The sequence below is a fragment of the Microcoleus sp. S36a_B3 genome (genome assembly GCF_036700745.1).
GTDB lineage: Bacteria > Cyanobacteriota > Cyanobacteriia > Cyanobacteriales > Microcoleaceae > Microcoleus.
Genome location: NZ_JAUBPN010000007.1, coordinates 112,566 through 137,278, shown reverse-complemented (window position 1 = coordinate 137,278; position 24,713 = coordinate 112,566). Strand labels below are relative to the sequence as shown.

The following is a 24,713-nucleotide window of genomic DNA, read 5'->3' as shown; positions in this document are numbered from 1 at the left end:
CTGTATAATCACAACGCATCGGTGAATTTATGAATATTCTCTACGTTGAAGATGAAGAAAAAATCGCTAATTTTGTTTGTATCGGCTTGAAAGAACAAGGCTTTGTTGTGGATTATTGCGATAATGGCAACGATGGCTACGGGCGGGCGATGGATAATCAGTACGATGCGATCGTGCTTGATATTGTTTTACCGGGAAAAGACGGATTGTCTATCCTCAAACTGCTGCGAAAAGCGGGGCGCAATGTACCTGTGATTTTATTGACGGCTCGCAATGAATTAGACGATCGCATTGAAGGCTTGCATCTCGGTGCTGATGATTATTTGGCTAAACCGTTTTTTGTTGAGGAGTTAGTTGCTCGGATTTATGCTGTTGTGCGGCGTGCTTCTGGAAGCGGGCAAAATATTTTGAGTGTTGGCCCAGTTAAGCTCGATCGCATTCTCCGAGAAGTTACTTGCGATTCCCATACAGTCGAACTGACAACCCGCGAGTTTAATCTGTTGGAATATCTGATGCGATCGCCTGGTAGGGTACTCACCCGCACGCAAATTCTCGAACATATCTGGGGCTATGATTTTAATCCAAATACGAATGTGGTAGATGTCTGTATTCAACGCATTCGCAAAAAACTTGAACCCATCGGCGGTACGGGATGGGTTGAGAGCGTGCGCGGTGTTGGCTATCGGTTTCGCAAACCAGATTCCCCATCATGAAATTGCAATCTTTTCGCTTTCGGATTACTCTATTCTCTGCTGTTCTGGCAAGTATTTCTATAATTGGCTTTAGTATTGTTTCGTGGTGGTTGATTTACGATGCTAAGGTAAAACGTCTTGATGCTGAAATTAAGAATCAGTTAATCCAATCTACTCGCCCGCAATCAGCTCAATGGGATAATTATGCTAATTCTTTGCCATCAGTTTTGGGCATGAATGATGGGGAAACAACCGCGGCTTTGCTGGTGAATGACAGAGATGGTAATTTGCTCTACCGATCGCGCCAGTGGCAAGATGGACTTGATCCTAATTCATTATGGCGATCGCTGCCCCAACCCCCTCCCGATCCTGCCAGAATACCTTTTGAATTAGAACCTCCCCCTCCACCACATTCACTCTATCCACCACCTCCCCATCAACCACCTCCCGATCGACCCGATTCATTCTTACCGAGAGAAAGAAGACCCCCGCGCGATCGGCCTCCTCAATTCGATCAACCGGATTTTCCTCGAGTTTTCAAAGCTAAGCTAGCAACCCAGCGTACTAGCACGGCTGTTTGGCGTGTAGGCGCGATTCATTCTCCTCAGACTCAAATAGCGATCGCTGTTAACTTACAAGCGATCGATCGGGAAATGGCATCGATTGGCAATATCTTTCTAATTTCTATTCCCGTAGTGCTGTTATTCGTAGGAGGTGGAGCGTGGTTGATATCGCGGAGTATTCTGTATCCCATTGGGCGACTCACGATGGCTATTCGCAATGTCACCGTACAAGGGCTCGATCGGCGCGTCCCTGTTGGTTCGACGGATATTGAATTTTTAGAATTAATTTCTGTGTTCAATCAGATGTTAGAACGTCTGGAACGGAGTTTTAAACAAGCTTCTCGTTTTAGTGGAGATGCGGCTCACGAATTAAAGACTCCGCTGGCAATTTTGCAAGGGCAAATAGAGCTTGCTTTGCATCAAGTTGAATCTGGTTCTCAAGTGCAGCAAACTCTGAGTAATTTATTGGATGAAGTGCACCGCTTGAGTGAAATTACCCGCAAACTTCTCTTACTTTCTCTAGCCGATGCCGGACGTATGGGTTTACATTTGGTTGAGGTGAATCTGTCGGCTTTGCTATCGGAAATTGCCGAAGATATGGAACTGCTAGCACCACATTTAGAGGTGGACATGGAAATTGCTCCCAAGTTATTTATACAGGGCGATCGCGATTTGCTGGTGCAGGTTTTGCAAAATCTAGTTGGGAATGCTATTAAATATAATTTACCGAAGGGTTGGCTCCGATTACAAGCCCAGCGTCACGAAAAAATAGTAATTGTGAAAATTGTCAATAGTTCTCAAGATATTTCTTTAAGCGAGCGCAAGCTAATTTTTGAGCGCTTCCATCGCGGTGACTCCAGTCAAATCCAAAAAATAGAAGGATCGGGATTGGGGCTGAGTTTAGCAAGGGAAATCGCACGGGCCCACGGCGGCGATATTCAACTAGATGCTGCAATCCTAGGTCAAACAGGGTTTATACTGAGTTTACCTGTGGGCGATCGCGATTAACCCGATCGATAATATGGTTGCGGTTGTTTTGACTTGAACTGAGCGATCGGGTTAACTTAGAATTGAGAGTTTTTAGGAGTTGAAGTGGGAGCTATATTTGCGCGATCTCGCCACAGCAACAACGGAATGCTTAACGTTCCTAAAATCATCACAACTCCCGTCAGAATCCAAACTAGCACGCGATTAGGGCGATAATCACTTCGCTCGATTTGCCAGAAAACTCGATTGTAACGCCATGCTGCTAAGGCTATGACCGCAATGCCAAAAACGACTAAACTCAGCCCTAAAGTTTCGGAGTTGAAGAAGGGAGGGGAAGAAACTTCTTGTTGAGTCACTGTAGCTTGAAATTGGCGGAGAAATAAACTGAACCGAGCGATCGCAAATCCAAAACCAATTAAAGCGAGTGAAGTTCGCAACCATGCAAGAAAGGTGCGTTCATTTGCCTGATGTTCGCGCTGTCGGTCTATTTTAGCACCCTTGTTCATCAACCCTACCTTTATAAAAAATCTTAAGCTTTCCCTCGTTGATTATTGTGTCATTTCTGGTTGCGGAGGGAAGTATCAGTATGGCGATCGCGATTCATCATCACCCAAAAATATACTATCAGTAAATCGACTAAAAAGCGATCGCCTCCTTCTCTACCCACACAAAAAAACAGGACACAGCACTGCTGCGTCCCTACAAATATCGAATTTAAAACCCAGTTTAAAAAGATTTCAATTCGCTTCCATACTTAGTTTTTTTGCTCAACCAATCCTTGCCCAATCTGATTGTCACATCCGACTGCAAAGAACCCGTACTCTCAACCAGCACATCTCCAAAACCCAAAGACTGTTGAATCGCTCGGGCACCTTTAATATCGCCGTCTTGAGCGACAATCGTAGTCTCTTCTAGCGGTTCTGGCCAATCTTTATAAACCTGGACATTCCGATAGCCAGCGCGAGTCAGAGTATTGACAAAATCTTCAACAGCCGATTCATTGCCCGTACTGTCTTGAATCGCCACCTTCAGAAAAGTCGCATCAGCATTCTCGATTGTCCAAGTATTTTGACCGAAGTCAAAATGCTCTGCCACCATAGTTTCGATCGCATTTTGGTCTGGCAACCAAAAACTTGCCTTATAGTCTTTAGGATCGCTGAATCTGCCGGGAACCATCAACATCTGCACGCCAGCGCGATCGGTTTGAGTAGCAAAACCAGCCAAAGCCACCAATTCTTCTATACTCAAATTTGTGTCAATGTGAGACTGAATTACCGACAAAATCTTCGGCAAGCGAGACAGCAAACCTACATTAACTTCCTGTTCCACAAAAGCCCGCATCAACAATTGCTGGCGCTGCACCCGCCCAATATCGCCCAAATCGTCGTGCCGGTAAAGCAAATATTGCACGATTTGTTCGCCGTTGAGAAGCTGCTTGCCAGCCTTTAAATCTATATATAAATGTTGGCTTTCATCGGTATACTTCATGTCTTTAGGGACATTAATAGTAATGCCGCCCAGTGCATCTACCAAGCTTTTGATGCCTTGAATATTGACTGTGACATAACGGTCAATTCCCACGCCGCCCAAGAGTCCGCTGACTGATTTAGCTGACGAAGCCGGGCCACCGTAGTAATTAGCTTCGTTGATTTTCACTTCACCCCTACCTTCAACATAGGTGCGGGTGTCACGGGGAATCGAAAGCACGCTTAATCTTTTATTTTGAGGGTCAAACCTCACCAATAGCATGGTATCGGTTAACCCTTTAAAAGAGTTTTGCCAGACATCGTATCCCTGTTCCTTGTCGGGATGGCCGTCGAGGTCTGAACTCAGAACCTTAAGTCCTAAAACTAAAATATTAACTGGACGAGTCAGTTCCGGCATCTTCATGTTGAGCTTTGCCATGTCGCCTTGAGAAAACACCGCCGCTTCTTCGGGAGTCAACTTTTGTTGCTGAAGCGGTGTTGTGGAAAGCGAGACGGCTAGCAGCGCTCCGGCGGTGGCTGAGAGCATTGCTACTCCAGCCAAACCAAAACCAAAACCCAACCAACGGCCTCGATGTGGCTGGTTCGATTTTTTAGTTGCAGGTTGAGCGGTTGATTGTTCGATAGGGTCTTGATTAGGAGTTTTTTGAACTGGCACTGGCTTCCTCACAGACAACAAAAATAAAAAAACATCGCGGAAATATGTAGTATCAAGCGGAAACTGCACTCAATCAATAGGGTCGGGCTTAAAAGAACCCTAAATTATGATAAATGTTTGCCGACCACTTGCTCGGCTACGCGACTTATTCCGGGCAACCATAGCGGTTGACGCTTCCAGAGACGAACCATCAGTCCCACAGAAACAATAAAATAACTGGTTGTTAGCAGGCTACTCATTAATAACATGGTAAGTGTCGGAGATTCCGCAGAAATCGCTGCACCTTCTAAAAGAATATGTCCTAGGAGCCAACTAAAAGCAAGGGCAATTGCCAAGCGGCTGACGGCTTTGCGTTCGGGGCTGCCCTGACGCCGGTAAAGATTCCACAGGGCGGGGAAAAAGCCGATGACTGGGATCATTAATACAAACAGACTTGCCCGATCGAGTTCAGGATTTTCTGAGGGATGTGTATTTTTCATAATTTGCATTCAAAATTTACAGGAGGTCTAGTTTTGCACAAAATCTATTGGTTTGACAGAAAATTGAGCTCGCAGACCAAAATTCGCAGCAGGGCTGGTTTTGCACAAACGTTGTCTGTCAGAGGCAAAATTTTTCGGTGATTGCTGGCGGTCGATCGCCCGCCAGCAACTTTTCGACCCGGAGAGCCGTATTTTGATAAACTGGATACAGCACCGCAGACAGGAGAACAGACTTAGCCATGACCAAATCTCAAAAACCGATCGTTATTTCTCCATCAATATTATCAGCCGATTTTAGCCGTCTCGGAGAAGAGATTCAGGCGGTCGATCGAGCTGGGGCTGACTGGATTCACGTAGATGTGATGGACGGTCGCTTTGTTCCTAATATTACTATCGGGCCGATGATTGTCGAAGCAATTCGTCCCGTTACTACCAAGATAATAGATGTCCACCTGATGATTGTGGAGCCGGAGAAATACGTCGAAGACTTTGCTAAGGCTGGTGCGGACATTATTTCCGTTCACGCCGAGCACAATGCTTCGCCTCACTTGCACCGCACCCTAGGTCAAATTCGGGAATTGGGCAAGCAGGCTGGTGTGGTGCTGAATCCTTCGACACCCCTGGAGTTGATCGAGTACGTGCTGGAACTTTGCGATTTGGTGCTGATTATGAGCGTCAATCCGGGCTTTGGCGGTCAAAGTTTTATCCCGGCGGTGCTGCCGAAAATTCGCCAGTTGCGCCAAATGTGCGATGAGAAGGGCCTCGATCCTTGGATTGAGGTGGATGGCGGTTTGAAGACGAACAATACTTGGCAGGTTCTGGAAGCCGGCGCAAATGCGATCGTCGCGGGTTCTGCCGTGTTTAAGGCGAAGGATTACGCAAGCGCGATCGAAGGTATCCGCAACAGCAAGCGCCCGACTCCTGAGTTGGCTGCTGTTTAGTTGAAAATGCGATCGTTTCCGGCGAATTACCCAGAATAAAACTGGTTCGCAGTCAGGACTTTAGTCCTTAGTGGCTAAAAGATTTAAGAAAGGACTGAAGTCCTCACTACAAACTGTTGCATGACTTTTTAGCTAAACAGACGGGAATCCCCACACTATACCGATCGAGGTTAGTGTGGGATGAAAAGGGATAGAAAGGATGAACGAAAGTGAATCGTCTCGACTATTGCAGGTTGCGAACCTTGGAGGGCAGATAAATTCACGATCGCCCCGGCAATAAACTACTCGCCCAGATTAATCCCGGTTGTTTGCGGCGGTATCGATCGGCCTGTCCTAGTTCTAAAATTTGCTGAATTTATTTTACATTAAATACTGACGAGTCGCAAAACAGGGTTCAACTCAACGATATACACTCTGGATTAAAGAAACACTACGAGGCTGATGTAATTCTTCACCAAAATTCAGCATTCGGTTGCGCTCTAACAAAACTTCAATTCGTCGATATGGTTGCCCATCTAAAATCAGATAACGTAATTTTTGATTGATTTCTAATGCATAAATGAGCGCTTTTTTTCCCAAATTGCCAATTCCATTCCGACAAAGATTGAGTTTCAATAAGGTTTGGTTCCGTGCGATCGAATGGGCGATCGCACTTGCACCGATATCTCCAATCTGATTGGGCTGCGATCCCAACACTCCTGTAGAAGGACTATAACCTAAATCCAGATTACTAAGTTTGGGATGGGTTGCCACTGCTGCTAATAATGGATTGCACCCTGCTACCCCAATTCCATTGCTAGCTAGTCCTAAATCAACCAGTGTTTTATTTTCTGCCAATCCATCCACTAAAACTGTAACACCTCGATCGCCCAGATGATTGACATTAAGAAATAAGCCAGTAATCACAGGATTATCAGCTAAAAGATTAGCCAGTAAAGCAGCATGGTTTTCCTGAATTTGATTGCCGCCCAAGTACAGCCGTTCAACAGTACGATTGGTGTAAGTCAAAACCTCTAAAATGGCTGCTAATCCCTCATCTCCTATTTGAGTATTGACCAAATCTAGGGTGCGGATACTTGTATTGTGACGCAACATTTCCGCTAGACTATCTGCACCTTCTACGCCAATCGGATTGCGTTTTAACCACAAACCAGTTATAGATTGATTCTGCGTCAGCGCTTCGGCAAGTGCAGCAATACCTGTCGATGAAATCGCATTGCAACCTAAATAGACAATCTCTAAACGGTGGTTACGTTGAATCAATCGCGCCACATCCTTAGCACCCCGATCGCCAATACCATTGGTTCCCAATAATAAGCTAGCGATCGCATCATTGTTTGCCAATGCTTCAGTCACTAAATGACATCCCATTACACCTAAATCTTGCTTGCACAAATCAAGTCGTCCATCGGGCATGACTGTGCCGCGCGGGAAGACTATTTTTTGAGCTATCGGTCGATCGGTTTGGAGATAATCGATTAACGATTTGAGTTCGATTACAACTTCGGAGGAAGACTCTATAGGATTGGGTAACGGACAGTGAAGAGCGGTATTTATCATCATTTGCTACCAGGGATAGGGGGCGTAGTCTTTAAGAAAATGACCGTAAATGGGAGGCTCGGGATTTTCAATACCTTGAACGATCGGATCGTAAATTCTTGCCATCCCATCTATCGCATCTAATGGCGTGTAAAAGCCTTGTTCTCCTTGAACTCGTATTTTCTTAGGATCGGGATTTTCATTGGTAATCCAACCCGTATCGACGCTGTTCATGAAAATATTATATCGAGCATAATCAACCGCCGAGGTTCGCGTCATCATATTCAAAGCTGCTTTTGCCATATTGGTATGGGGATGATAGGGTGTTTTACTGTCGCGGTTGAATTGTCCTTCCATTGCTGAAACATTGATGATAAATCGTCTTTCAAAGGATGAACGAAGTAGTAATGGTTTGAGTTGACTGTTAAGAATGAAGGGTGCGATCGCGTTGACCACCTGTACTTCAAGTAACTCAATCGTATTTACGTCATCCAGTTTTAGCAACCAGCTATTCTCGGGGCGAAGATCCAGTTGTTGTCCGTCAGCATCGAAGCAATCGCGCGGGAAGTGATCGGCGATCGCACCCGGTAGGCTAGCTTTGTAATTCGGTTGACTTTCGAGTAAAATAGATTGATGTCGAGGTAATTGCTCCTTTAATAGATTGCGATCCATCGGGATTAATGCTTGCGCGTTGTTGCTGAGTATTTGTGATGCTTCTTCTTCTCGCTCTAAGAGATGCTGATAAAATGCCAATGGACGCTTGATAGTTTGAGCTGCATTGTTGATAATCAGATCGAGAGCGGATTCAGTATGGAATAAATTCCGTACAAATGTTTCTAATGCTGGAATATTTCGCAGATCGAGTCCGTGAATTTGCAGGCGATCGCGCCACTGCTCGAAATCGGGTTCTAGACTATAGCGATTAGCACAGTCATAGGGGAATCTTGTGGTGAGAATCACCCTAGCACCATCTTGCAACAGTCGCAATCCCATCTGATAGCCAATCTTGATGCGTCCGCCTGTCACTAATGCAGTTCGCCCAACTAAATGGGTTCGCTGTTGTCGTTTTTGGTAATTAAATTGAGCACATTTTGGGCAGAGTGAATGATAAAAAAAATGAATTTCTGTATAGGGTGTTTTGCAAATGTAACAAAGGATGGGCTTGTGCAAATGCTGCGATCTGGTTGTTGATTCTGGTAAGGCAGCCGATGGCTGTTGTTGGCGCTGATGCTGCACCATGACGGTTGATGCTTTGAGTTGCCTATCTTCAATTCGTCGTTGTTGTTGTTGAGTTTGACGCCCACCTTTGCGTCCCTGTTTGTAGATTTTGGCAATCAAACTTTTGAAGCGATCGTGTTCGCCAATGACCGCTGGATCTTCTGAAATTTGTTGCAGAACATTGAGGCAAATTTCTAATTGGTCTGGTGGGATATTCATCTTGACCAACCCCTTGAGAAATTGAGCGCGAAAACCCCTTCATATATCCACATTTGATATTGATGGGTGGGGCTAAGAGGATTTGAACCTCTAACTTCTTTCCTGCAGAGAAAGCGCTCTTCCATTGAGCTATAGCCCCCAAAAAGGTGGAACTGAGGGAGACTCGAACTCCCAACCTCTGCGATGATGTCGCTAGTGCTCTTCCAATTGCGCTACCAGTCCCAAATCTTAGAAATCGCTGATACTACATTATAGTTATATCAATTCCGGTAGCATCGGAATAATTATTGGCCGGAATGAGGAGACTATTGTTGTGCAACTCAAGCTGTTTTACGATCGCACCCGCAACGTCAGGCGCACTGTATCCCCAATAAAGTGAGGAATACGCCAGCTAAACAGCCATTTTTTGATGATTTTCAGCAACTCCACATCCGCCAAAGTCGAAGCATCAGCATCCACGACTATTCGGCTGGCGCGCACCTTATCGAAAACAATTTCTAACACCAATTCGCCGTTGATACCGGGCGGGACAGTCAGAGTTTCCAAGTGTTCGTTTAAACTATCGATCGCCTCTTCATCCAATCCCGTAGCGCTAACAACTTCTACAGGTGAGGTGCCGCGCGGGCGGGCCGGTGCGATCGGGGCGCTGGCTGGTGCGGGCAATGGATACACCCGTTTTTCTAGGCGATTAAATGTGATGCCGCGTTCTAATTCTTGTTCTTGTTCCATCCAGTCTGTGCAGCCATTATCTTCTACATAGCCTGTGCCACCAAATACACCTCTATATTCCACCGCTTCCGGCATTTCTACTGGCACATTCATCGCGATCGATTCCGTACCCGGTTCGACGCGCACATCATCGCTGACAGCCACAAAAGCCGTGTACTGCGACAGAAGCTGATATGTTAGCGCCGTTTCTGTCACTGTTTCCACCCCCACCTTGGTTTCGTACTGCACCATCTGATTCATCAAATCTTTGATGCGGTGCCGCCCCCAAAGCTGGGCAACTGCCGGATTTCCAGGATCGGTAAAGTCGAGTTGGTAGGTTTGGACGTACTGGTGTCCGCCTGCGCTAACCCCTTTAATCTGCAATATTCCAGCTTCGCGATCGCCCTTTTTTCCAAATAAAACCAGCGGTTGTTCGGCAAATAAATCCGGCGCAACTGACGGATAAATTACCGGATTTTCGCCCTCTCCCTGCCAAGTAATTTCTAGATTTATTAACACCGGATTGTTGATTTGCCGGAAGAACTTTTCCACAAATTCATTAACAGGTTCGTCATGCCGGATAATCCGCGAGATTCCCCGCCCGATTTCGGCAATGCGATCGAGCAAAAAGCGATTTACGGAACTCCCGGCACCGAAACTGTACAGGCGATTCCCAGATTTAAGGTGTTGCTGCACTTCGGCGAGAACTTGATTTTCGTTGCCGATGAAACCGTCGCTGAGGAATACCACAGTTCGCAAGCGCCCGGATGGTGCGGGAAAATCGATCGCCGCCCGAATCCCGCCCAACATTTCCGTACTATTGTCAGCGCGCAGTTTGTTGATATATTCGATCGCCTGTTGTCGATTTTCTGCTGTATTCGGTAGCGGTTGTTTTGACAGTTGTCGCACTTTGTCGGAAAAATCCAAAATCGAGAAAGTATCCGCTGGATTCAATCCGTTAATAAATTGTCGCAACAATGCCTGACATTGCTGCAAAGGCGCACCGGATTGCGAACCGGAAGTATCGACTAAAAAAACGACATCTTTCGGCACAATTTCATCGGTTTTGTACTCGATCGCCGGAATCAAGTAAACTGCAAAATGCCCGCCGCGAGCGTCCGAATGAGTTAATACCGTCGATTGAGTTTCTCGACCCGCAACTTGATAGCGAACAATCAAATCTTTGTTGGGAATTGTATCTGTATTTCCCAACTGAACGCGCACCTTCAGCCCATTCTTTTGCTCGCTTTTTGGGGAAGTTTGGGGAGAGTCGAAATATTCAATTTGCAGTTGGTGGGATGGAGAATTGACATTGCGAATCGGTACGCCCGCCTCAATTTCCAGCGTCACGCCGATATCCTGTCCCGATCGCCTTCCCGGCGGCAAAATCGGGGCATTCAGCCGCGACGCATCGGGAACAATATCGGTAGACGAATTAACTGTCATTGGGGCTGGGGCGCTACCGCTGGCTGCAGTTTCATCCAGCGGCGTACCGGGAATATATCGCGGCCCGACAACCATCGGAAACACAAATTCATAATCCCCAGCTTGAAATTTCAAGCTGTCCGTATAGCGAATCACAACCTCGATTTCTTCTCCCGGTTTGATGTTTGCGAGGGATTGAGTGAAAATATTATCTCGCTCTTGTTCCAACAAACCCGCTGTCCGCCCTTCTTGTTTGGCTTGTTGGTAAATTCTTTGTGCTTCTTCGCGTTTTTTGATGCTGCCTTTAATAGTGTTACTGCCAATTTTAATTTCCATCTCATCAACCGCTGCTTCGTCAGGTAGCGGAAAAATATAGACGGCTTCCAGCGGCTTGGTGAAAGGATTTTCAAATGTTTGCGAGACTTCAACTCGCGATAGATTTCCGGCTATTTTGGCTCTGACTTCTGTATGTTTCAGGGGAAAAACGAGTTTTTCTCCATCGGGGGAACGCACGTATAATCCACTGGTTCGATCGGTTGGAGATATCAAGGGTGTCATGAGGTTGTTCCTCCATTCCTCCATCACTGATATATAGCGGTTATCAAAAAAGTGAGGTATGTCCTATGCCCTATGCCCAGTTTGGCTTATGCCCGATCCCGGATAGTACCTCATCTTTCGCTTGAAAGGCTATATTATAACATCATACAAACAGTAATGCTCAGTTGCGATCGACTTAAACTGCCAGTCAAACCGCAGCATTACTGTTGGCTGGTGCGATCGTAATAATGCCCATTTGCCAAATTCAATAGCAGCGTTTCTGTCAACTCCGGTTGCACTTTTTTGCGATAGAGAGGAGACAGCAATGCCCTGTCCCTACTGAGATTAATTGTAGGGACACCGCCGGTGCAGTGTCCTCATTTCGGAGAATATTAATTCCGATGCAACCGGAAATGAGATTGATTATTTCGAGACATTCGCGAGAATATTTTCCATCTCAGAAAGCTCGACAGCCCCGGAGAAAGTTTGGCCGTTCATGATAAAGAACGGAGTGCCTTCAATGCCAAGTTGTTTAGCCAGTTGCACGTCTTTCGCAATGGCGGCTTCGGCGGCGGGGCTGTTGCGATCGGTGTTGAACTTATCTAATTTTAGATTGAGCTTTTGGGCGATCGATCCGTAAAATTCTTCGCCTAAGTCTTTCTGCCCTTCAAACAAAGCATTGTAATATTCCCAGAATTTGCCCTGCTGCCCAGCAGCCCAAGCTGCTTTAGCCGCTGGCAGCGCTTGAGGGTGAATTGAAGTCAAGGGAAAATGTTTGTAAGCTAAAGTAACTTTGTCCTGGTGTTTTGCCATAAACTGCTTGACAGTCTCGTGAGCCTTCGCGCAAAACGGACATTGAAAGTCAGAGAATTCTACAAGTACAATCTGCTGCGCCGCCGAGCCCGTGGTAGGAGCATCCCCGATCGCAGATTTGGGATTAGTTTTCATCGCCTGCAAAAAAGACTCCTGCGCTGCTTTGAGAGACTGCTGCTGCTGTTGCTGGTACGCTTGTACCGAGTCTAAAATTGCTTGGGGGTTTTCGCGGAGCACCTGCAAAACTTGCTCTTTAAACTTGGGATCGACTGAATTGCCAGCCGCTGACTGGGCGGGGGAACAACCGATAAATACAAGGCAAGCTGCCAGCAGTGCAGCGAAGCAGAAGGCTTGCTGGCTGCGGAGTTTTCGCCAAATAGTGGATACGTTCATCTTTTTTTTTCTGATTCAAGGCAACACTTAATCCTACATTCTATTTTGCGGAGTGTCAGGTAGAGCCTTCCTCAAAAAGGCGAGCCATCCATCGATTTTAGATCCTTGGGCTTGTTTCGGCTACGCTGGCTCACAAGTCGCTCAGTACGAGTTTTAAATTTTAAATTTAAGATTGAATAATTGGGGAATTGAAGAAGTTATCGATTGAATAAATGAAGAATTTAATAATTGAGGTAGCCCTGAGCACCATCAAAAAGGTTTGAGCGTTCGGACTTCAGTTTTTTTCCAACAAAAAATGACTAAAGTCCGAACATCCAACCTTTTTTGATAGCGTTTGATGTTCAGACTTCAGTCCTTCCTTAAACTATTTGCGACTGTTGAGCCATTTAGCAGCAACTATTCCCAAAATACCCACTACAACTGGATTCCCCAAAAACTTCATCAAACCAGGCTCTTGGGCGAGCACATCTCGGAAAATATCCGGGTGATTGTGATAGGTAAACGAGGCCAGTTTGGTAACATCGTCAGCAGTCATGCGGCTGGCGTGGTGAGTAGAAAGTCCTAATTGCTTTTCCAATTGGCGATCGTTCAATCCTCTCTTGTCCAACTGCTTGAGGAATTCGCGGGCCACATCATCCAGTTCCTTTGGCTTAATTTGGGCGATCGCCTTTTGCAATTCTGGTTCCAACTGCGCCGGCGGTAGCGAGTCATGATTCAGAGAACGCCCGAATAATTGTTTGCGCTGATCCGGCGAAGTTCTCTGAGCAAAATCGTCAAAATTTTCGTACTCTTCACCGGTTGTTTCCGGCATCACTTCTTTATTCCCCTGAGCCAAATCCTTCATGATTTGACTCTTATAATTATCGCTGCTACTCATGGTGTTTTTTCCCAAATCTACACAACTGTTATGTTTCAAATTTCGATAATTTCGCCAGCCCCAAATTCCAAAATGTTATTAAAGCTACGCGCTCATTATAAACTTTGTTGCCAAATCAAGAATTGTATTCAATTTGATTTGATTGCTGGTCGTACTTCGCCGTCAAAATTAGCTTTTTATCAGGAGCATAAATCAAAACACTTACATCCTGGTTGGGAAAATTGCGGTGAAAACCTTGAGCTAAAGACTTCGCCAAATCTTTTACTTCTTTAGGGTTCACTTGCGGAGTAATTACAACTCCCAACTTATTATTGTCACGCACGTAAGCATCCTGAACTAAGCCTTGAGCAGTCTTTGTTACCCATTGACCAAAATCTTGACCTGCAGCGGTATTGCCGCGTTCTAGCTGCGCGTAATAACCCTGACTGCCGCCAATTGCTACAGGTACATTAGTCGGTTGTTGGGCGGAAACGCTGGGGGCGCAGGCAGTAGTAACAGCCAGCATTAAAACCAACATTAGACCCGCAATTATTTTTCGACTCTGCTGCAATAAACTCACCTTTTTTCCTCCGGTATGACAACATTTTCAATAATTGAGAGGGTCAGCTTTCTCGACCCTCTCAATTAGTATTAGAATTAGTCTAATTTCTTTTTGACTTCATCTTTCACATCTTCGACTGCGTGACGAGCTTGTGCTTCTGTTTGCTTCGCTTTGCCTTCAGCTTTGTCCTTGGGATCGCCAGTAACATTACCTAGAGCTTCTTGAGCTTTGCCTTCGATGTTTTTGCCAGTTGCCTTTGCTTTATCTTCAATGCTCATTTGTTTTTCCTTATCTGTATCTAGTTTTACACTTTCTAATTATTATCATAGGGAACAACCAGCTCGGTTGCACTCTACCTGTAGGAAGAAAGTTTGGTGTACTCGGAGTGTACAGAATCTCATGGAAGCCAGGAATAGGGAATAGGGAATAAGGAATAGGGAATTAGGAAAAATTATTCTTGAATTGAGGATAGACTACGACTTTGCTGCTGACGGTTTTTTGACCTAAATTACTAGCTGCAACAAACTAAGTGTAGTATCGCAAAAAAAACTCGGCGCAAAGCTACTTGTGCACCGAGAACAGGATTGTTTTAAACTCAAAAAATGGAAAATTTTAAACTTATCTTGAATTGTACCGACTTTTATATAACTTCAAAAAGCGGGTGCGGGCAAGACCGTATTTTACCCACACCCTCTAAACATTGGCATTAGTTTTAATCGGGCGTATGGTGACATTCTTTATCTATTTTGTGCTGCAGTTCTTCTTTTAACTGTTCGACAGCGCGCATAGTTTCAGCATTGTGTTGTTTCTGCTCGCCGAGGGCTTTTTCTGTTTCCTCGCCGAGCAATGTTTCTCTGGATTTTGGTAGCGTGACTTGTAGGTCGCTGACCCTGTTGGTTGCGTTTGGTTCAATATTCATTAGTTTTCACCCAACTATTTGCAAAAGTTATTTTTAAGAAGGTTACTTATAGAGTCAACCTTAGATTTATCGTAAGGGCGATCGCAGAGACTTTCCTCTGCCTGAAGGGAGATTAGGGCTGGGGAATAGTTTTTAGTTTTTATTTCTTAATCTAATAGTTAGAGAAATCAGGGAAACTTGAATCGGCCGGAAGAGAGATATAGCCTTTCTCGTAAAGATGAGGTATGTCCGGTAATGGGTAATGGGTAATTGGGAATTGGGAATTGGGAATTGGGAATCGCAAGTGCCTATAGGCTTTCTGAGGTTTCTGGAGGTAAAGACGGCCTCCGTGCGAAAAGCTGATCGTCGCATAATTTGGCATACCTCATGTTTTTGAGAACCGCTATATAGCCTTTCGAGTTCTCCTATGAGGTACTATCCGGCATAGGGTAAACCTCACCACGCTTGAAAACCGCGATATAGCAGTTAGAACTCTCATATGAGGTATCGAAAATCGCCCAATTGCCCAATCTCCCAATCTATAATCTAAAATCTAAAACTCGTACTGAGCGAGTTGTGAGCCAGCGTAGCCGAAGCAAGCTGAAGTATCTAAAATCGATCGCTCTTCACCTTTTTGAGAAAGTCTATAGGGGAAGGGGAATAGTGCTTGAGTGCGTGAGATTGCTTTGTGACTCGCGCGTGGGGAGTGCGGGGAGTGTGGGGAGTGCGGGGAGTGTGGGGGAGTGCGGGGAGAATTTTTGGGGTATGGCGCATTTATGGACTTGTGTCGTTTGTTTGATGAGGCGGTTTCGACATCGGGACAAAATGAAGAGAGAAATAGGCGACAGATTGGTGCAGACTGAGGTCAAGGCGATCGAGTTTGACCGTTAAAATCAACAGGGTGCGGCAATTCCCAAGTTTTGTGGCGATCGCCCGAACAAATCTGCTAAACAGGAGTTAGCATCAAGGCTGACTTCCAGCAGGATCGAACTAAAATTTCTGTTATTAGTAAAAAGTATCTAAAACCCTATGGGAGCAAGCAGCAGTAACCCTCTCGAAGCAGCAGGCCTAATTCGTGAGTCGATAAAAATAGGCGTGCTGCATTCGCTCACGGGCACGATGTCCATCAGCGAAATTTCTGTTAAAGACGCGACGCTGTTGGCCGTTGAGGAAATTAACGCTGCTGGAGGAGTGCTCGGACGCCCCTTGGAAGCGGTGATAGAAGATGGAGCCAGCGATTTGCAGACTTTTGCTCAAAAAGCTAAGCAATTGCTCCTAGAAGCCCAGGTGGCGGTGGTATTTGGCTGTTGGACTTCGGCGAGTCGGAAAGCTGTACTGCCGGCTTTTGAGCAATATGGCGGGTTGCTGTTTTATCCGGTGCAGTATGAAGGGCTAGAACAGTGTCCGAATGTTTTTTATACTGGTGCTGCGCCAAACCAACAGATTGTACCTGGGGTGAATTACTTACTCGCACAGGGGAAGCGGAAAATTTTTCTGTTGGGTTCGGATTATATATTTCCGCGCACGGCAAATATGATTGTGAAAGCTCAACTGGCGGCACTTGGGGGAGAGTTGGCGGGGGAAATGTATCTGCCGCTTGGTTCGAGGAAGGTGGATGAGGCGATCGCACATATCTTAGCAGTGAAACCGGATGCGATTCTCAATACTCTTAACGGCGACAGCAATGTGGCTTTTTTCCAAAAGTTGCGGGAAGCTGGCTTAAAACCGGAAAACTTGCTGGTGATGTCGGCGAGCATAGCAGAAGAGGAAGTGCGGGCGATCGGGTCTCAAAATATTGCCGGACATTTGGTAGTTTGGAATTATTTTCAAACCGTAGATACACCCAAAAATCAACAATTTGTCAAGGCTTATAAAGCTCGATACGGGAAAAATAGAGTGACGGACGATCCGATAGAAGCGGCTTATTTTGGCGTTTATCTCTGGAAACAAGCAGTAGAAAAAGCTGGTTCGATAGATGCAGTTAAAGTCAGGGAGGCTGCTAAAAATATTGAGTTTGCCGCGCCTTCGGGCAAGGTGAAAATAGATGCCAAAACGCAGCATACCTGGAAAACTGCTCGGATTGGCAAGGTGCGATCGGACGGTCAAATTGAGGAAATTTGGAATTCCGGCGCGCCGCTGGTGCCCGATCCTTTTCTGAAAAACTATCCTTGGGCGGCGGCCCTTGCTCCGAGGCGGATTTCTGTGGGAACTCGGGCTTCTTTGATCGGACTGTTTGCGATCTTGGTACTGATAACTTGGATGGCGGCGGGAGTCGGGTGGATGGGGGCGGTGCAGATGAAGAACTATCTGGTGGCAATAGAGGCTGCCTCTGCTGCAGCGGGGGTTTCTGAGGCAGCCATGACGGTGCTGGTACAGCAAACTCTGTTGGTGGCGAGCCGCACTCAGCACTGGCTGCTGGGGACTTTGGTTTTGAGTTCGATCGCGGGGATAGTTGCTTGTGTGTCGGTGTCGGGGATTATTCGGAATCTCGGCTTGCTCAGGGAAGCAGCCCAACTGATGGCGAGCGGTGATTTGACGGCTCGATCGCCTGTGGTGTCTAATGATGCGATCGGGGTGCTATCTTCTACTCTCAATACAATGGCTCAGCAAATTAACAGTTTGCTCAAGGGTTTGGAGGTGCGGCAGCGGCAGCTAGAGGAGCGATCGCGCGAATTGGAAGTTGCTAAGAACTATGCGGAAGCTGCCAACCGGGCGAAAAGCACATTTTTGGCAAATATGACTCACGAGTTGCGAACGCCCCTGAATGCGATTATTGGCTACAGCGAGCTGCTGCAAGAAGAGGCGATCGAACTAGGCGAAGAAGAGTTTGTGATGGATTTGGCAAGCATTAATCTTGCAGGCAAACAGTTGCTAAATATTATTAGCGATATCCTTGATATTTCTAAAATTGAAGCAGGAAAGATGACTCTTTTTCTGGAAACTTTCGATGTGTGGAAGTTGATCGAGCAGGTTGTGACTACGGTTCAACCGCTGGTGGGGAAAAATGGCAACACTTTGATCGTCAATTGCGATCGCGATATTGGCACGATATATTCTGATTCCTCGAAGCTGCGACAAGCGCTGTTGAATTTGACGAGCAATGCTGCTAAGTTTACCGATCGAGGGAAAATTACGATTAATGTTTGGAAGGAAGAAGAATGGGAAGTTTTGCCTCCTGATAATTCTGAAGGACTTTCTATCGTGAACTCTGGGTGTCAAAATTCTGCGATCGTGTTTCAAGTCACCGATACTGGCATCGGGCTGACTGACGATCAGTTGTCGAGGCTGTTCGGGGCTTTCTCCCAAGCCGATGATTCTACTACTCGCAGGTACGGTGGCACCGGTTTGGGGCTGACTATTAGCCAGAGGTTTTGCCAGATGATGGGCGGCGACATTACGGTTGAGAGCGAGTTTGATTGCGGTTCTACTTTTACAATCCGGTTGCCCGTTGCGGTTAAAAGTCAGAAAGAAGCCCAAGGCGATGAATCGCTGCCGGAAACAACGGACAAATTGGGGCCGCAACCCTTGGAATTGCCAGATGCTGCTATGGTGCTGGTGATTGACGACGATCCCGACGCCCGGGATTTAATCACTCGCTGTTTGTCGAAAGAGGGATTTGAGGTGCGATCGTCAGCTAGCGGTGAAGCTGGGCTTGAGTTGGCAAAGGAGTTGCTACCGGATGCGATTACTCTGGACGTAATGATGCCGAGTATGGACGGCTGGGCGGTGCTGTCTGCATTAAAAGCAGATCCGGATTTAGCGGATATTCCGGTGATTATGTTGACTTTTTTGGACGACAAAAATCAGGGTTTGGAATTAGGAGCGGCGGAGTATTTAAGGAAGCCTGTAGATTACAAGCACTTTGCTGATTTGTTGAACAAATATCAACGTCCGTGAAATTAGCGAGCGGTCAATCGATTTTAGATTTTAGATTTTAGATTGAAGCATTGACCCCACGGATAAATTCGGGGGGCAAGTTTCATCGGATACAGGTTTTTTATTTCTCCACGGATGAATGCGGGGGCTTGTATCCTGGATGCTTTCGGTCATATCATGCCTGATGGATTACCATAATAAAAACGGTTCGCAGTGCGGACTTGCACAGGCTCCAATTTGCGGACTCCAGAACGCCATCACAAAAACCGTTGAACCTGAATTATCACAGTTAATCGATCGGAAAACGAGAAATTAAAGATATGACTGATAGAACTGCATTGCTTAAAAGGATTACTCAAACACCTGGTAAATGTGGCGGTCGCCCCTGTATTCGCGGCATGAGAATTCGCGTTAGCGACATTTTAGAAACTCTAGCAGATAATGTAACAGCTAGCGAGATTCTAGCTGATTTCCCCGATTTGGAACCAGAAGACATTCAAGCGTGTCTGCTTTTTGCATCTCTCAGCATAGATTTCCCCAGGATCGCAGTATGATTTTCTGGTTAAATGCTCAATTTCCTCCAAGTTTGGCGAAATGGTTAACCCAAACATTCGGTGTTAACGCTGTTACATTGCAAGAGCTCGGGCTGCAGGATGCTCAGGATATTGAGATATTTAATGCGGCTCGTACCAACGGCTTAGGTACAGTTATCATAACTAAGGATCGAGATTTTGTGGATTTATTAATTCGCCTTGGTAGTCCACCACAAATTCTTTGGCTAACCTGCGGTAACATTACGAATAGAGATTTGCAACGCATTTTCACTGGTGCTTTTCCTGATGCAGTCGATCTACTTAAAAATGGCGAAAATATTGTGGAAATTTGCCCGGTTAAATAAATCATTTTCGATGATTTAATTGCTCAATAGCGATCGCGCTCAATTTCCCTACAAATGTTTTATTAGTCATTAGTTAACAGTAAAAAACCAATGACCAATAACTAATGACTAATGACTGATTAATCTAAGAAGCCCATTAAAGTCGAGCTGTCGTCAATTTCATTTGAAGCAATGGGGCGGTCTCCTCCCATTGTGGAGTAAATTTCGTCAATGTGCAGAGTACCTACTCCAATTGGGCGAGCACCGGACATACTGAACATTTCGCTGACTTGAATGGCGCTGGAGCCGATCGGGCGTCTCCCCATTGTACCAACTACTTCCAAGTCGCTGGCTTCCACCGGGCGATTGCCTACAATGCCGTAAGTTTCGCTGATGTGCAGGGTGCTGGTGCCGATCGGGCGATTCCCCGATATCGAGACTGTCTCGCTGATGGTAAAATCATCTGGGCCGACGGGGCGGTTATCATGCATGAGTTGCGGGCGATAAAGTTGGATGCCCGCTGATTGACCTTCGCTGGTGGCTGGTAGGGCCTTGGTAGTGCCTTTGTTGCGGGCGCTCGCTTTGACTTTATCTTTGGGTGTGAGAGCCATAATTTTTTTCCTTGCTAATTGCTGGGGGTTGATTGCTGGGTTCGGACAACTGCTTTTCTGGGCTTTCTGCTTTCTATTGCGGCCGATGATTAAAATAGTATTACAAAGTTTAACTATTTTCTTAACGAAATTGCCAAATCTCTCAATTTTTGTTAAGATTTATTGGTAATAGCTACATTTTCCTATGGTAACTGCGGCAGCATCTTTTCAATTGCAAGCGCCCTTCCAGCCCACAGGCGACCAACCGCTAGCGATCGAGCAACTCGTCAAAGGCATCGAAGCAGGCGATCGATTTCAAACCTTACTCGGCGCGACAGGTACCGGCAAAACCTTCTCCATTGCTTCGGTTATTGAAAAAATCGGCAGACCAACCTTAGTTCTAGCACACAACAAAACCTTGGCAGCTCAACTGTGCAACGAACTACGCAATTTTTTCCCCAACAATGCAGTCGAATACTTTGTAAGTTATTACGACTACTACCAACCTGAAGCATACATCGCCGTCACCGATACATTCATAGAAAAAACCGCAGCAATTAACGATGAAATCGATATGCTGCGACACTCCGCCACGCGATCGCTCTTTGAACGCCGCGACGTAATTGTCGTAGCATCAATTAGCTGCATCTACGGCTTGGGAATGCCCGCAGAATATCTAAAAGCTGCTATCCCTTTGCAAGTAGGAATGGAAGTCAACCAGCGGCAAGTTTTGCGAGATTTAGTCAACGTCCAATACAGTCGCAACGACATCGATTTAGGCAGAGGCAAATTTCGCGTCAAAGGCGACGTTGTAGAAATCGGCCCCGCCTACGAAGATAGAATTATTCGCGTCGAATTCTTCGGCGACGAAATTGATGCCATTCGCTACGTTGACCCCGTAACTGGTAAAATTATGGCAAGTACAACTGCTTTAAATATTTATCCAGCCCGCCACTTTGTGACTGCTGATGATAAATTAGAAGCTGCTTGTCAAGGAATAGAACTCGAATTAGAAGACAGACTGGCAGAATTTGAAAAAAATGGAAAACTCTTAGAAGCTCAGCGAATAGAACAGCGCACCCGCTACGATTTGGAAATGCTGCGCGAGGTAGGATACTGCAACGGAGTCGAAAATTATTCGCGGCATTTAGCAGGGAGAAATGCGGGGGAACCGCCAGAATGTTTGATTGATTATTTTCCGAAGGATTGGATGTTGGTGATAGATGAATCTCACGTCACAGTGCCGCAAATTCGGGGGATGTACAACGGCGACCAAGCGCGGAAAAAAGTATTAATTGAACACGGTTTTCGTTTGCCGAGCGCTGCGGATAACCGCCCTTTAAAAGCAGATGAATTCTGGGCAAAAGAGAATCAGTGCATTTTTGTTTCTGCTACGCCTGGGGATTGGGAAATGGAAATATCGGAAGGCAGAGTTGCAGAGCAAGTAATTCGCCCTACGGGAGTAATAGATCCGACGATTTTCGTGCGCCCGACGGAAGGACAAATAGATGATTTGTTGGGGGAAATTAAGGAGAGAGTAAGTCGGGACGAGCGAGTTTTGGTGACGACTTTAACGAAGCGGATGGCGGAAGATTTAACCGAATATTTGCAGGAAAGGGGAATTAGAGTGCGGTATTTGCACTCGGAAATTCAGTCAATTCAACGCATTGAAATTATCCAAGATTTGCAGGATGGTAAGTTTGATGTATTGATTGGTGTTAACTTGCTGCGGGAAGGTTTGGATTTGCCGGAAGTGTCGCTGGTGGTGATTTTGGATGCGGATAAGGAGGGGTTTTTGCGATCGGGACGTTCGTTGATTCAAACGATCGGGCGGGCGGCGCGGCACGTTCAAGGACAGGCTATTTTGTATGCGGATAATTTGACTGATAGTATGGTTAAGGCGATCGACGAAACCGATCGCCGCCGGGGGATTCAGCTAGCGTACAATAAGATGCACGGGATTACGCCCCAGCCGATCGCGAAAAAGCGATCGACTAACGCGATTTTGGCATTTTTGGATGTGTCGCGCAAGCTGAATTCCCAGCAGTTGGAGGAGGTTTACGAACAGGTTGATGAGTTATCTTTGGATGAGATTCCTCAGTTAATCGGGCAGTTGGAGGCGCAGATGAAGGCGGCGGCGAAGAAGTTGGAGTTTGAGGAGGCTGGTAAGTTGCGCGATCGGATTAAGCATTTGCGGGATAAGCTATTGGGACATTAAACCCGGCGGTTGAAACCGCGTCTACACGAACAAAACCCGCCTGCGCGGGTTAAAGATTGGACAGCAATGAGCAAATTTCAGTTATTGGATGCAGTTAATTTAACCGAAGAAATCGCTCTCGCAGATGGCGGAGTTGCACCCCCAGAAACAGCGGGGGCGATTGTTGAGGTATTCAAGAACGGTGAAGCTTATTTAGTCGAATTATTTGGCGGCTGGGTGAAAGCAGAAGTTGGCGGAGATTTTGTTGCCGCAACTCAGGATGAGCCAGAATCATTTATGGAAACGATAGGTGTTGAAACAGTTTATCCGCATCAGTTGCAATTAGTAAAATCTGCTAGCGAAATGATGGGAGTTCGAGAGCGTTTACAGTCTATTTTGGATAATTTATCTGAAGATTTAGTGGCTGAAGTCTGCGATTTTGCCGAGTTTTTGCAGGAAAAAAAGCAAAAAGTACGCGCGTGCGAATCTATCCCGTAGGGAATCGCATTAAGCATTTGCGCGATCGACGTTTAGATAATGGAGGAATAATTTAAAAGCCAAACATAGCTTTTATTCCATTTGCGATCGGCTGATACTCTTCTGCGGTTAAACTGCCAAGATACCGCAATACTCGCCGGATATCTACAGCGCGTACTTGATCCAGCAATACTATCGAGTCGGCGGTTAGATTTCCCACTCCAGCCTGAAGACTTGGGTATAAAATTGGATTTTGTGCAGTCCAATCTCCTGATTGTCTGGTAATCGGCACAACAATCACAAGTTCAAAACGGATCGTACCTGTGTTGCTTGGCCTCCCCACTACTACAGCAGGGCGTATTCCTTGCTGTTCGTGCAGTGCAGGCGTTTGAGGAGGGAAATCAACCAGTAAAATATCGCGGATGGTGAATCTATTAGCCACGCTTATTGCTGTACCCTTTCGTCTTCAAGAATAACAGCACCTACTCCCGGTATATAGCGCACGGGTTGACCAAGTTTCATCGGGTCTACATCTCCCCAATCATAGGGGGGAATTTCATTATCGACGAGGTAAAGTTGACGCCAAGGCGATTTTGCCAATGCTTCCTCGGAAATGTCAGGAAAAAATATTAGCACTTCTGGGATGCCAACTGGAAAACCATTGAGTTTGCTCAAGCCATCTATAATAGCGGCGAGGACGGATAAGTCTAAATGGTTGAGCTTTTCGGCTTTTTCGATCAGTTGGTATACGGTTTCAGGATTGAGTGTTTCGCCGACAGCTTCGACTAAGTTTTCGGGGGTGAAACCTCGACATTTCAAGTATTCGGCTAGTTGTAAGCGAATTGTGCTCATGGGTTTAGTTGAGAAAGATTTTAGGGTGAAGTGCGATCGCCCTTTACCATTATCCTATTTTATGAATGGAAAGGGCGATCGGACTTTTTACCAGATTCCTAACCTTTGGGCTGATTCGCGATCGGATAAGTTTTTGTCTGAGCGCTAATCATCAGAAAGGTTACATAGCTATTGAGCTTGTCCAAACTTAGCTATGAAATGGTAAATTTCGTCATTACTCAGGCGGCCAAAGTCTGGCGGGTTAACTATGCCCCTGCCTTTGACTACCAGTTGGGCTATCGCAATCAGCATGGTACGGACTTGCCAGCCTAAAGGGTTAGGATACAATTGTCCATCTTCTGTGCTAAAATTTTGGGACATTTATTTAAAATTAGTTAGGTTGACTTGTGGTGTCTGACAGTTAGGATGTCAAACCACCTGGAGTTCGCTAGCTAAAACGAGGGCTCTGTCTGAATTAGTAGTTCAGGCGGCCTTTTTCGTTTTTACTACTTTGAACCGCAGATGCACGCAGATATACGCTGATCAATTGCAGAAGTCTGCGACAAGAATCTTTAGAACGGCTTGATACAGGTCAGTGCAGCCGCTTCAAGATTCACAATTACCACACAGCGGCCTATTACTTGCCGTTTTAGGAACTGTTCTACTTCTAACAGGTGGATGAGGGATTTGTCAAGCAAATTCCGAATATTTTTTTTTAAGAATCAGGGATTGAAACTGAGTGTTATCCGGTATCGTATCCTGATTGTTGCAAACTACATTTATTGAGAGTTTCTTACTAAACGAGATTTAGTTTATTAAACGAGATTTAGTTTATTAAACGAGATTTAGTTTATTAAACGAGATTTAGTTTATTAAACGAGATTTAGTTTATT

26 protein-coding genes and 2 tRNA genes are annotated in these 24,713 nt (G+C 45.8%); 9 read left to right on the top strand and 19 right to left on the bottom strand.

Translation table 11 applies throughout. From position 1 onward, the window contains the following. Positions 1-29: 29 nt before the first annotated feature. The gene (locus tag QUA01_RS10480) at positions 30-713 is read left to right on the top strand and encodes a response regulator transcription factor (RefSeq protein WP_333090890.1); all 684 of its coding nucleotides are present in this window, start codon (positions 30-32) and stop codon (positions 711-713) included. Beyond that, positions 710-2,263, top strand: a complete 1,554-nt coding sequence (locus QUA01_RS10475; RefSeq protein ID WP_333090891.1) for a sensor histidine kinase — start codon at positions 710-712, stop codon at positions 2,261-2,263. The genes QUA01_RS10480 and QUA01_RS10475 overlap by 4 nt, the downstream gene beginning before the upstream one ends. Before the next feature lie 56 nt (positions 2,264-2,319). Here the strand turns inward: QUA01_RS10475 and QUA01_RS10470 are convergent, their stop codons facing one another. From QUA01_RS10470 to QUA01_RS10455, 4 genes are all read right to left on the bottom strand, one after another. Continuing rightward, positions 2,320-2,748 (bottom strand): YidH family protein, encoded by a 429-nt coding sequence (locus tag QUA01_RS10470; protein ID WP_333090893.1) that lies wholly within the window; start codon positions 2,746-2,748, stop codon positions 2,320-2,322. 220 nt (positions 2,749-2,968) lie between these two features. Continuing rightward, entirely contained in the window at positions 2,969-4,384 is a 1,416-nt protein-coding gene (locus QUA01_RS10465; RefSeq protein WP_333090894.1) for an LCP family protein, read from the bottom strand. A gap of 104 nt (positions 4,385-4,488) precedes the next feature. After that, complete coding sequence (locus QUA01_RS10460) at positions 4,489-4,863, bottom strand: hypothetical protein (RefSeq protein ID WP_333090896.1); 375 nt, start codon at positions 4,861-4,863, stop codon at positions 4,489-4,491. A 118-nt stretch (positions 4,864-4,981) separates the two neighbouring features. Further along, positions 4,982-5,104, bottom strand: coding sequence for a hypothetical protein (locus QUA01_RS10455; RefSeq protein ID WP_255515891.1), 123 nt, complete (start codon positions 5,102-5,104; stop codon positions 4,982-4,984). Between QUA01_RS10455 and rpe the strand changes: the two genes are divergently transcribed. Further along, positions 5,103-5,804, top strand: a complete 702-nt coding sequence (gene rpe, locus QUA01_RS10450) for a ribulose-phosphate 3-epimerase (protein ID WP_194009673.1) — start codon at positions 5,103-5,105, stop codon at positions 5,802-5,804. The genes QUA01_RS10455 and rpe overlap by 2 nt on opposite strands. 399 nt (positions 5,805-6,203) lie before the next feature. On the opposite strand, the gene QUA01_RS10445 is transcribed toward rpe, so the two are convergent. The 11 genes from QUA01_RS10445 to QUA01_RS10395 form a co-directional block, all read right to left on the bottom strand. After that, a complete protein-coding gene (locus tag QUA01_RS10445) occupies positions 6,204-7,367 on the bottom strand; it encodes a ribonuclease inhibitor (RefSeq protein ID WP_333090898.1) in 1,164 nt (387 codons plus the stop codon). A gap of 3 nt (positions 7,368-7,370) precedes the next feature. Then, positions 7,371-8,780 (bottom strand): SDR family NAD(P)-dependent oxidoreductase, encoded by a 1,410-nt coding sequence (locus QUA01_RS10440; protein ID WP_333090900.1) that lies wholly within the window; start codon positions 8,778-8,780, stop codon positions 7,371-7,373. Between the two features lie 67 nt (positions 8,781-8,847). Then, positions 8,848-8,919 (bottom strand) — tRNA-Ala (locus QUA01_RS10435). 8 nt (positions 8,920-8,927) lie between these two features. Then, positions 8,928-9,003 (bottom strand) — tRNA-Asp (locus QUA01_RS10430). A 107-nt stretch (positions 9,004-9,110) separates the two neighbouring features. Further along, entirely contained in the window at positions 9,111-11,471 is a 2,361-nt protein-coding gene (locus QUA01_RS10425) for a VIT domain-containing protein (RefSeq protein ID WP_333090902.1), read from the bottom strand. A 402-nt stretch (positions 11,472-11,873) separates the two neighbouring features. Continuing rightward, the gene (locus tag QUA01_RS10420) at positions 11,874-12,656 is read right to left on the bottom strand and encodes a DsbA family protein (protein ID WP_333090903.1); all 783 of its coding nucleotides are present in this window, start codon (positions 12,654-12,656) and stop codon (positions 11,874-11,876) included. Positions 12,657-13,020: 364 nt separating this feature from the next. After that, complete coding sequence (locus QUA01_RS10415) at positions 13,021-13,533, bottom strand: hypothetical protein (RefSeq protein WP_333090905.1); 513 nt, start codon at positions 13,531-13,533, stop codon at positions 13,021-13,023. 115 nt (positions 13,534-13,648) lie between these two features. Next, a complete protein-coding gene (locus QUA01_RS10410) occupies positions 13,649-14,092 on the bottom strand; it encodes a hypothetical protein (RefSeq protein WP_333117682.1) in 444 nt (147 codons plus the stop codon). 77 nt (positions 14,093-14,169) lie between these two features. After that, positions 14,170-14,352, bottom strand: coding sequence for a CsbD family protein (locus QUA01_RS10405; protein WP_106334039.1), 183 nt, complete (start codon positions 14,350-14,352; stop codon positions 14,170-14,172). 434 nt (positions 14,353-14,786) lie between these two features. After that, complete coding sequence (locus QUA01_RS10400; protein WP_333090909.1) at positions 14,787-14,993, bottom strand: hypothetical protein; 207 nt, start codon at positions 14,991-14,993, stop codon at positions 14,787-14,789. A gap of 588 nt (positions 14,994-15,581) precedes the next feature. Further along, entirely contained in the window at positions 15,582-15,746 is a 165-nt protein-coding gene (locus tag QUA01_RS10395) for a hypothetical protein (RefSeq protein ID WP_333090910.1), read from the bottom strand. 255 nt (positions 15,747-16,001) lie between these two features. On the opposite strand from QUA01_RS10395, the gene urtA reads away from it, so the two are divergent. The 3 genes from urtA (at position 16,002) to QUA01_RS10380 (ending at position 19,746) form a co-directional block, all read left to right on the top strand. Next, a complete protein-coding gene (urtA, locus tag QUA01_RS10390; RefSeq protein WP_333090911.1) occupies positions 16,002-18,869 on the top strand; it encodes an urea ABC transporter substrate-binding protein in 2,868 nt (955 codons plus the stop codon). Positions 18,870-19,168: 299 nt separating this feature from the next. Continuing rightward, positions 19,169-19,402, top strand: a complete 234-nt coding sequence (locus QUA01_RS10385) for a DUF433 domain-containing protein (protein ID WP_333090912.1) — start codon at positions 19,169-19,171, stop codon at positions 19,400-19,402. After that, positions 19,399-19,746, top strand: coding sequence for a DUF5615 family PIN-like protein (locus QUA01_RS10380; protein ID WP_333090914.1), 348 nt, complete (start codon positions 19,399-19,401; stop codon positions 19,744-19,746). The genes QUA01_RS10385 and QUA01_RS10380 overlap by 4 nt, the downstream gene beginning before the upstream one ends. A gap of 119 nt (positions 19,747-19,865) precedes the next feature. Here QUA01_RS10380 and QUA01_RS10375 read toward each other — a convergent pair whose 3' ends face one another. Continuing rightward, the gene (locus QUA01_RS10375) at positions 19,866-20,336 is read right to left on the bottom strand and encodes a hypothetical protein (protein WP_194009683.1); all 471 of its coding nucleotides are present in this window, start codon (positions 20,334-20,336) and stop codon (positions 19,866-19,868) included. Positions 20,337-20,520: 184 nt separating this feature from the next. Between QUA01_RS10375 and uvrB the strand changes: the two genes are divergently transcribed. Both uvrB and QUA01_RS10365 read left to right on the top strand, forming a co-directional pair. Further along, positions 20,521-22,533 (top strand): excinuclease ABC subunit UvrB, encoded by a 2,013-nt coding sequence (gene uvrB, locus QUA01_RS10370; RefSeq protein WP_333090916.1) that lies wholly within the window; start codon positions 20,521-20,523, stop codon positions 22,531-22,533. Positions 22,534-22,542: 9 nt separating this feature from the next. Beyond that, positions 22,543-23,010, top strand: a complete 468-nt coding sequence (locus tag QUA01_RS10365) for a DUF2281 domain-containing protein (protein ID WP_333090917.1) — start codon at positions 22,543-22,545, stop codon at positions 23,008-23,010. 52 nt (positions 23,011-23,062) lie between these two features. On the opposite strand, the gene QUA01_RS10360 is transcribed toward QUA01_RS10365, so the two are convergent. Further along, a complete protein-coding gene (locus tag QUA01_RS10360; protein WP_333090919.1) occupies positions 23,063-23,431 on the bottom strand; it encodes a type II toxin-antitoxin system PemK/MazF family toxin in 369 nt (122 codons plus the stop codon). A gap of 2 nt (positions 23,432-23,433) precedes the next feature. Then, positions 23,434-23,841, bottom strand: coding sequence for a hypothetical protein (locus QUA01_RS10355; protein WP_333090920.1), 408 nt, complete (start codon positions 23,839-23,841; stop codon positions 23,434-23,436). Here QUA01_RS10355 and QUA01_RS10350 point away from each other — a divergent pair. Continuing rightward, complete coding sequence (locus QUA01_RS10350; RefSeq protein ID WP_333090921.1) at positions 23,840-23,989, top strand: hypothetical protein; 150 nt, start codon at positions 23,840-23,842, stop codon at positions 23,987-23,989. The genes QUA01_RS10355 and QUA01_RS10350 overlap by 2 nt on opposite strands. 20 nt (positions 23,990-24,009) lie before the next feature. Here the strand turns inward: QUA01_RS10350 and QUA01_RS10345 are convergent, their stop codons facing one another. Next, entirely contained in the window at positions 24,010-24,201 is a 192-nt protein-coding gene (locus tag QUA01_RS10345) for a hypothetical protein (RefSeq protein WP_190744611.1), read from the bottom strand. Positions 24,202-24,713: the final 512 nt, after the last annotated feature.

Excerpts from the sequence above, each read along its gene's own strand:
- QUA01_RS10385 (WP_333090912.1), top strand. The coding sequence starts at position 19,169 with ATGACTGATAGAACTGCATTGCTTAAAAGGATTACTCAAACACCTGGT.
- QUA01_RS10345 (WP_190744611.1), bottom strand. The coding sequence starts at position 24,201 with ATGTCCCAAAATTTTAGCACAGAAGATGGACAATTGTATCCTAACCCT.
- QUA01_RS10375 (WP_194009683.1), bottom strand. The coding sequence starts at position 20,336 with ATGGCTCTCACACCCAAAGATAAAGTCAAAGCGAGCGCCCGCAACAAA.
- rpe (WP_194009673.1), top strand. The coding sequence starts at position 5,103 with ATGACCAAATCTCAAAAACCGATCGTTATTTCTCCATCAATATTATCA.
- QUA01_RS10415 (WP_333090905.1), bottom strand. The coding sequence starts at position 13,533 with ATGAGTAGCAGCGATAATTATAAGAGTCAAATCATGAAGGATTTGGCT.
- uvrB (WP_333090916.1), top strand. The coding sequence starts at position 20,521 with ATGGTAACTGCGGCAGCATCTTTTCAATTGCAAGCGCCCTTCCAGCCC.
- QUA01_RS10400 (WP_333090909.1), bottom strand. The coding sequence starts at position 14,993 with ATGAATATTGAACCAAACGCAACCAACAGGGTCAGCGACCTACAAGTC.
- QUA01_RS10420 (WP_333090903.1), bottom strand. The coding sequence starts at position 12,656 with ATGAACGTATCCACTATTTGGCGAAAACTCCGCAGCCAGCAAGCCTTC.
- QUA01_RS10350 (WP_333090921.1), top strand. The coding sequence starts at position 23,840 with ATGGGTTTAGTTGAGAAAGATTTTAGGGTGAAGTGCGATCGCCCTTTA.
- QUA01_RS10445 (WP_333090898.1), bottom strand. The coding sequence starts at position 7,367 with ATGATGATAAATACCGCTCTTCACTGTCCGTTACCCAATCCTATAGAG.
- QUA01_RS10380 (WP_333090914.1), top strand. The coding sequence starts at position 19,399 with ATGATTTTCTGGTTAAATGCTCAATTTCCTCCAAGTTTGGCGAAATGG.
- QUA01_RS10470 (WP_333090893.1), bottom strand. The coding sequence starts at position 2,748 with ATGAACAAGGGTGCTAAAATAGACCGACAGCGCGAACATCAGGCAAAT.
- urtA (WP_333090911.1), top strand. The coding sequence starts at position 16,002 with ATGGGAGCAAGCAGCAGTAACCCTCTCGAAGCAGCAGGCCTAATTCGT.
- QUA01_RS10425 (WP_333090902.1), bottom strand. The coding sequence starts at position 11,471 with ATGACACCCTTGATATCTCCAACCGATCGAACCAGTGGATTATACGTG.
- QUA01_RS10475 (WP_333090891.1), top strand. The coding sequence starts at position 710 with ATGAAATTGCAATCTTTTCGCTTTCGGATTACTCTATTCTCTGCTGTT.
- QUA01_RS10355 (WP_333090920.1), bottom strand. The coding sequence starts at position 23,841 with ATGAGCACAATTCGCTTACAACTAGCCGAATACTTGAAATGTCGAGGT.
- QUA01_RS10460 (WP_333090896.1), bottom strand. The coding sequence starts at position 4,863 with ATGAAAAATACACATCCCTCAGAAAATCCTGAACTCGATCGGGCAAGT.
- QUA01_RS10480 (WP_333090890.1), top strand. The coding sequence starts at position 30 with ATGAATATTCTCTACGTTGAAGATGAAGAAAAAATCGCTAATTTTGTT.
- QUA01_RS10405 (WP_106334039.1), bottom strand. The coding sequence starts at position 14,352 with ATGAGCATTGAAGATAAAGCAAAGGCAACTGGCAAAAACATCGAAGGC.
- QUA01_RS10455 (WP_255515891.1), bottom strand. The coding sequence starts at position 5,104 with ATGGCTAAGTCTGTTCTCCTGTCTGCGGTGCTGTATCCAGTTTATCAA.
- QUA01_RS10395 (WP_333090910.1), bottom strand. The coding sequence starts at position 15,746 with ATGCGCCATACCCCAAAAATTCTCCCCGCACTCCCCCACACTCCCCGC.
- QUA01_RS10440 (WP_333090900.1), bottom strand. The coding sequence starts at position 8,780 with ATGAATATCCCACCAGACCAATTAGAAATTTGCCTCAATGTTCTGCAA.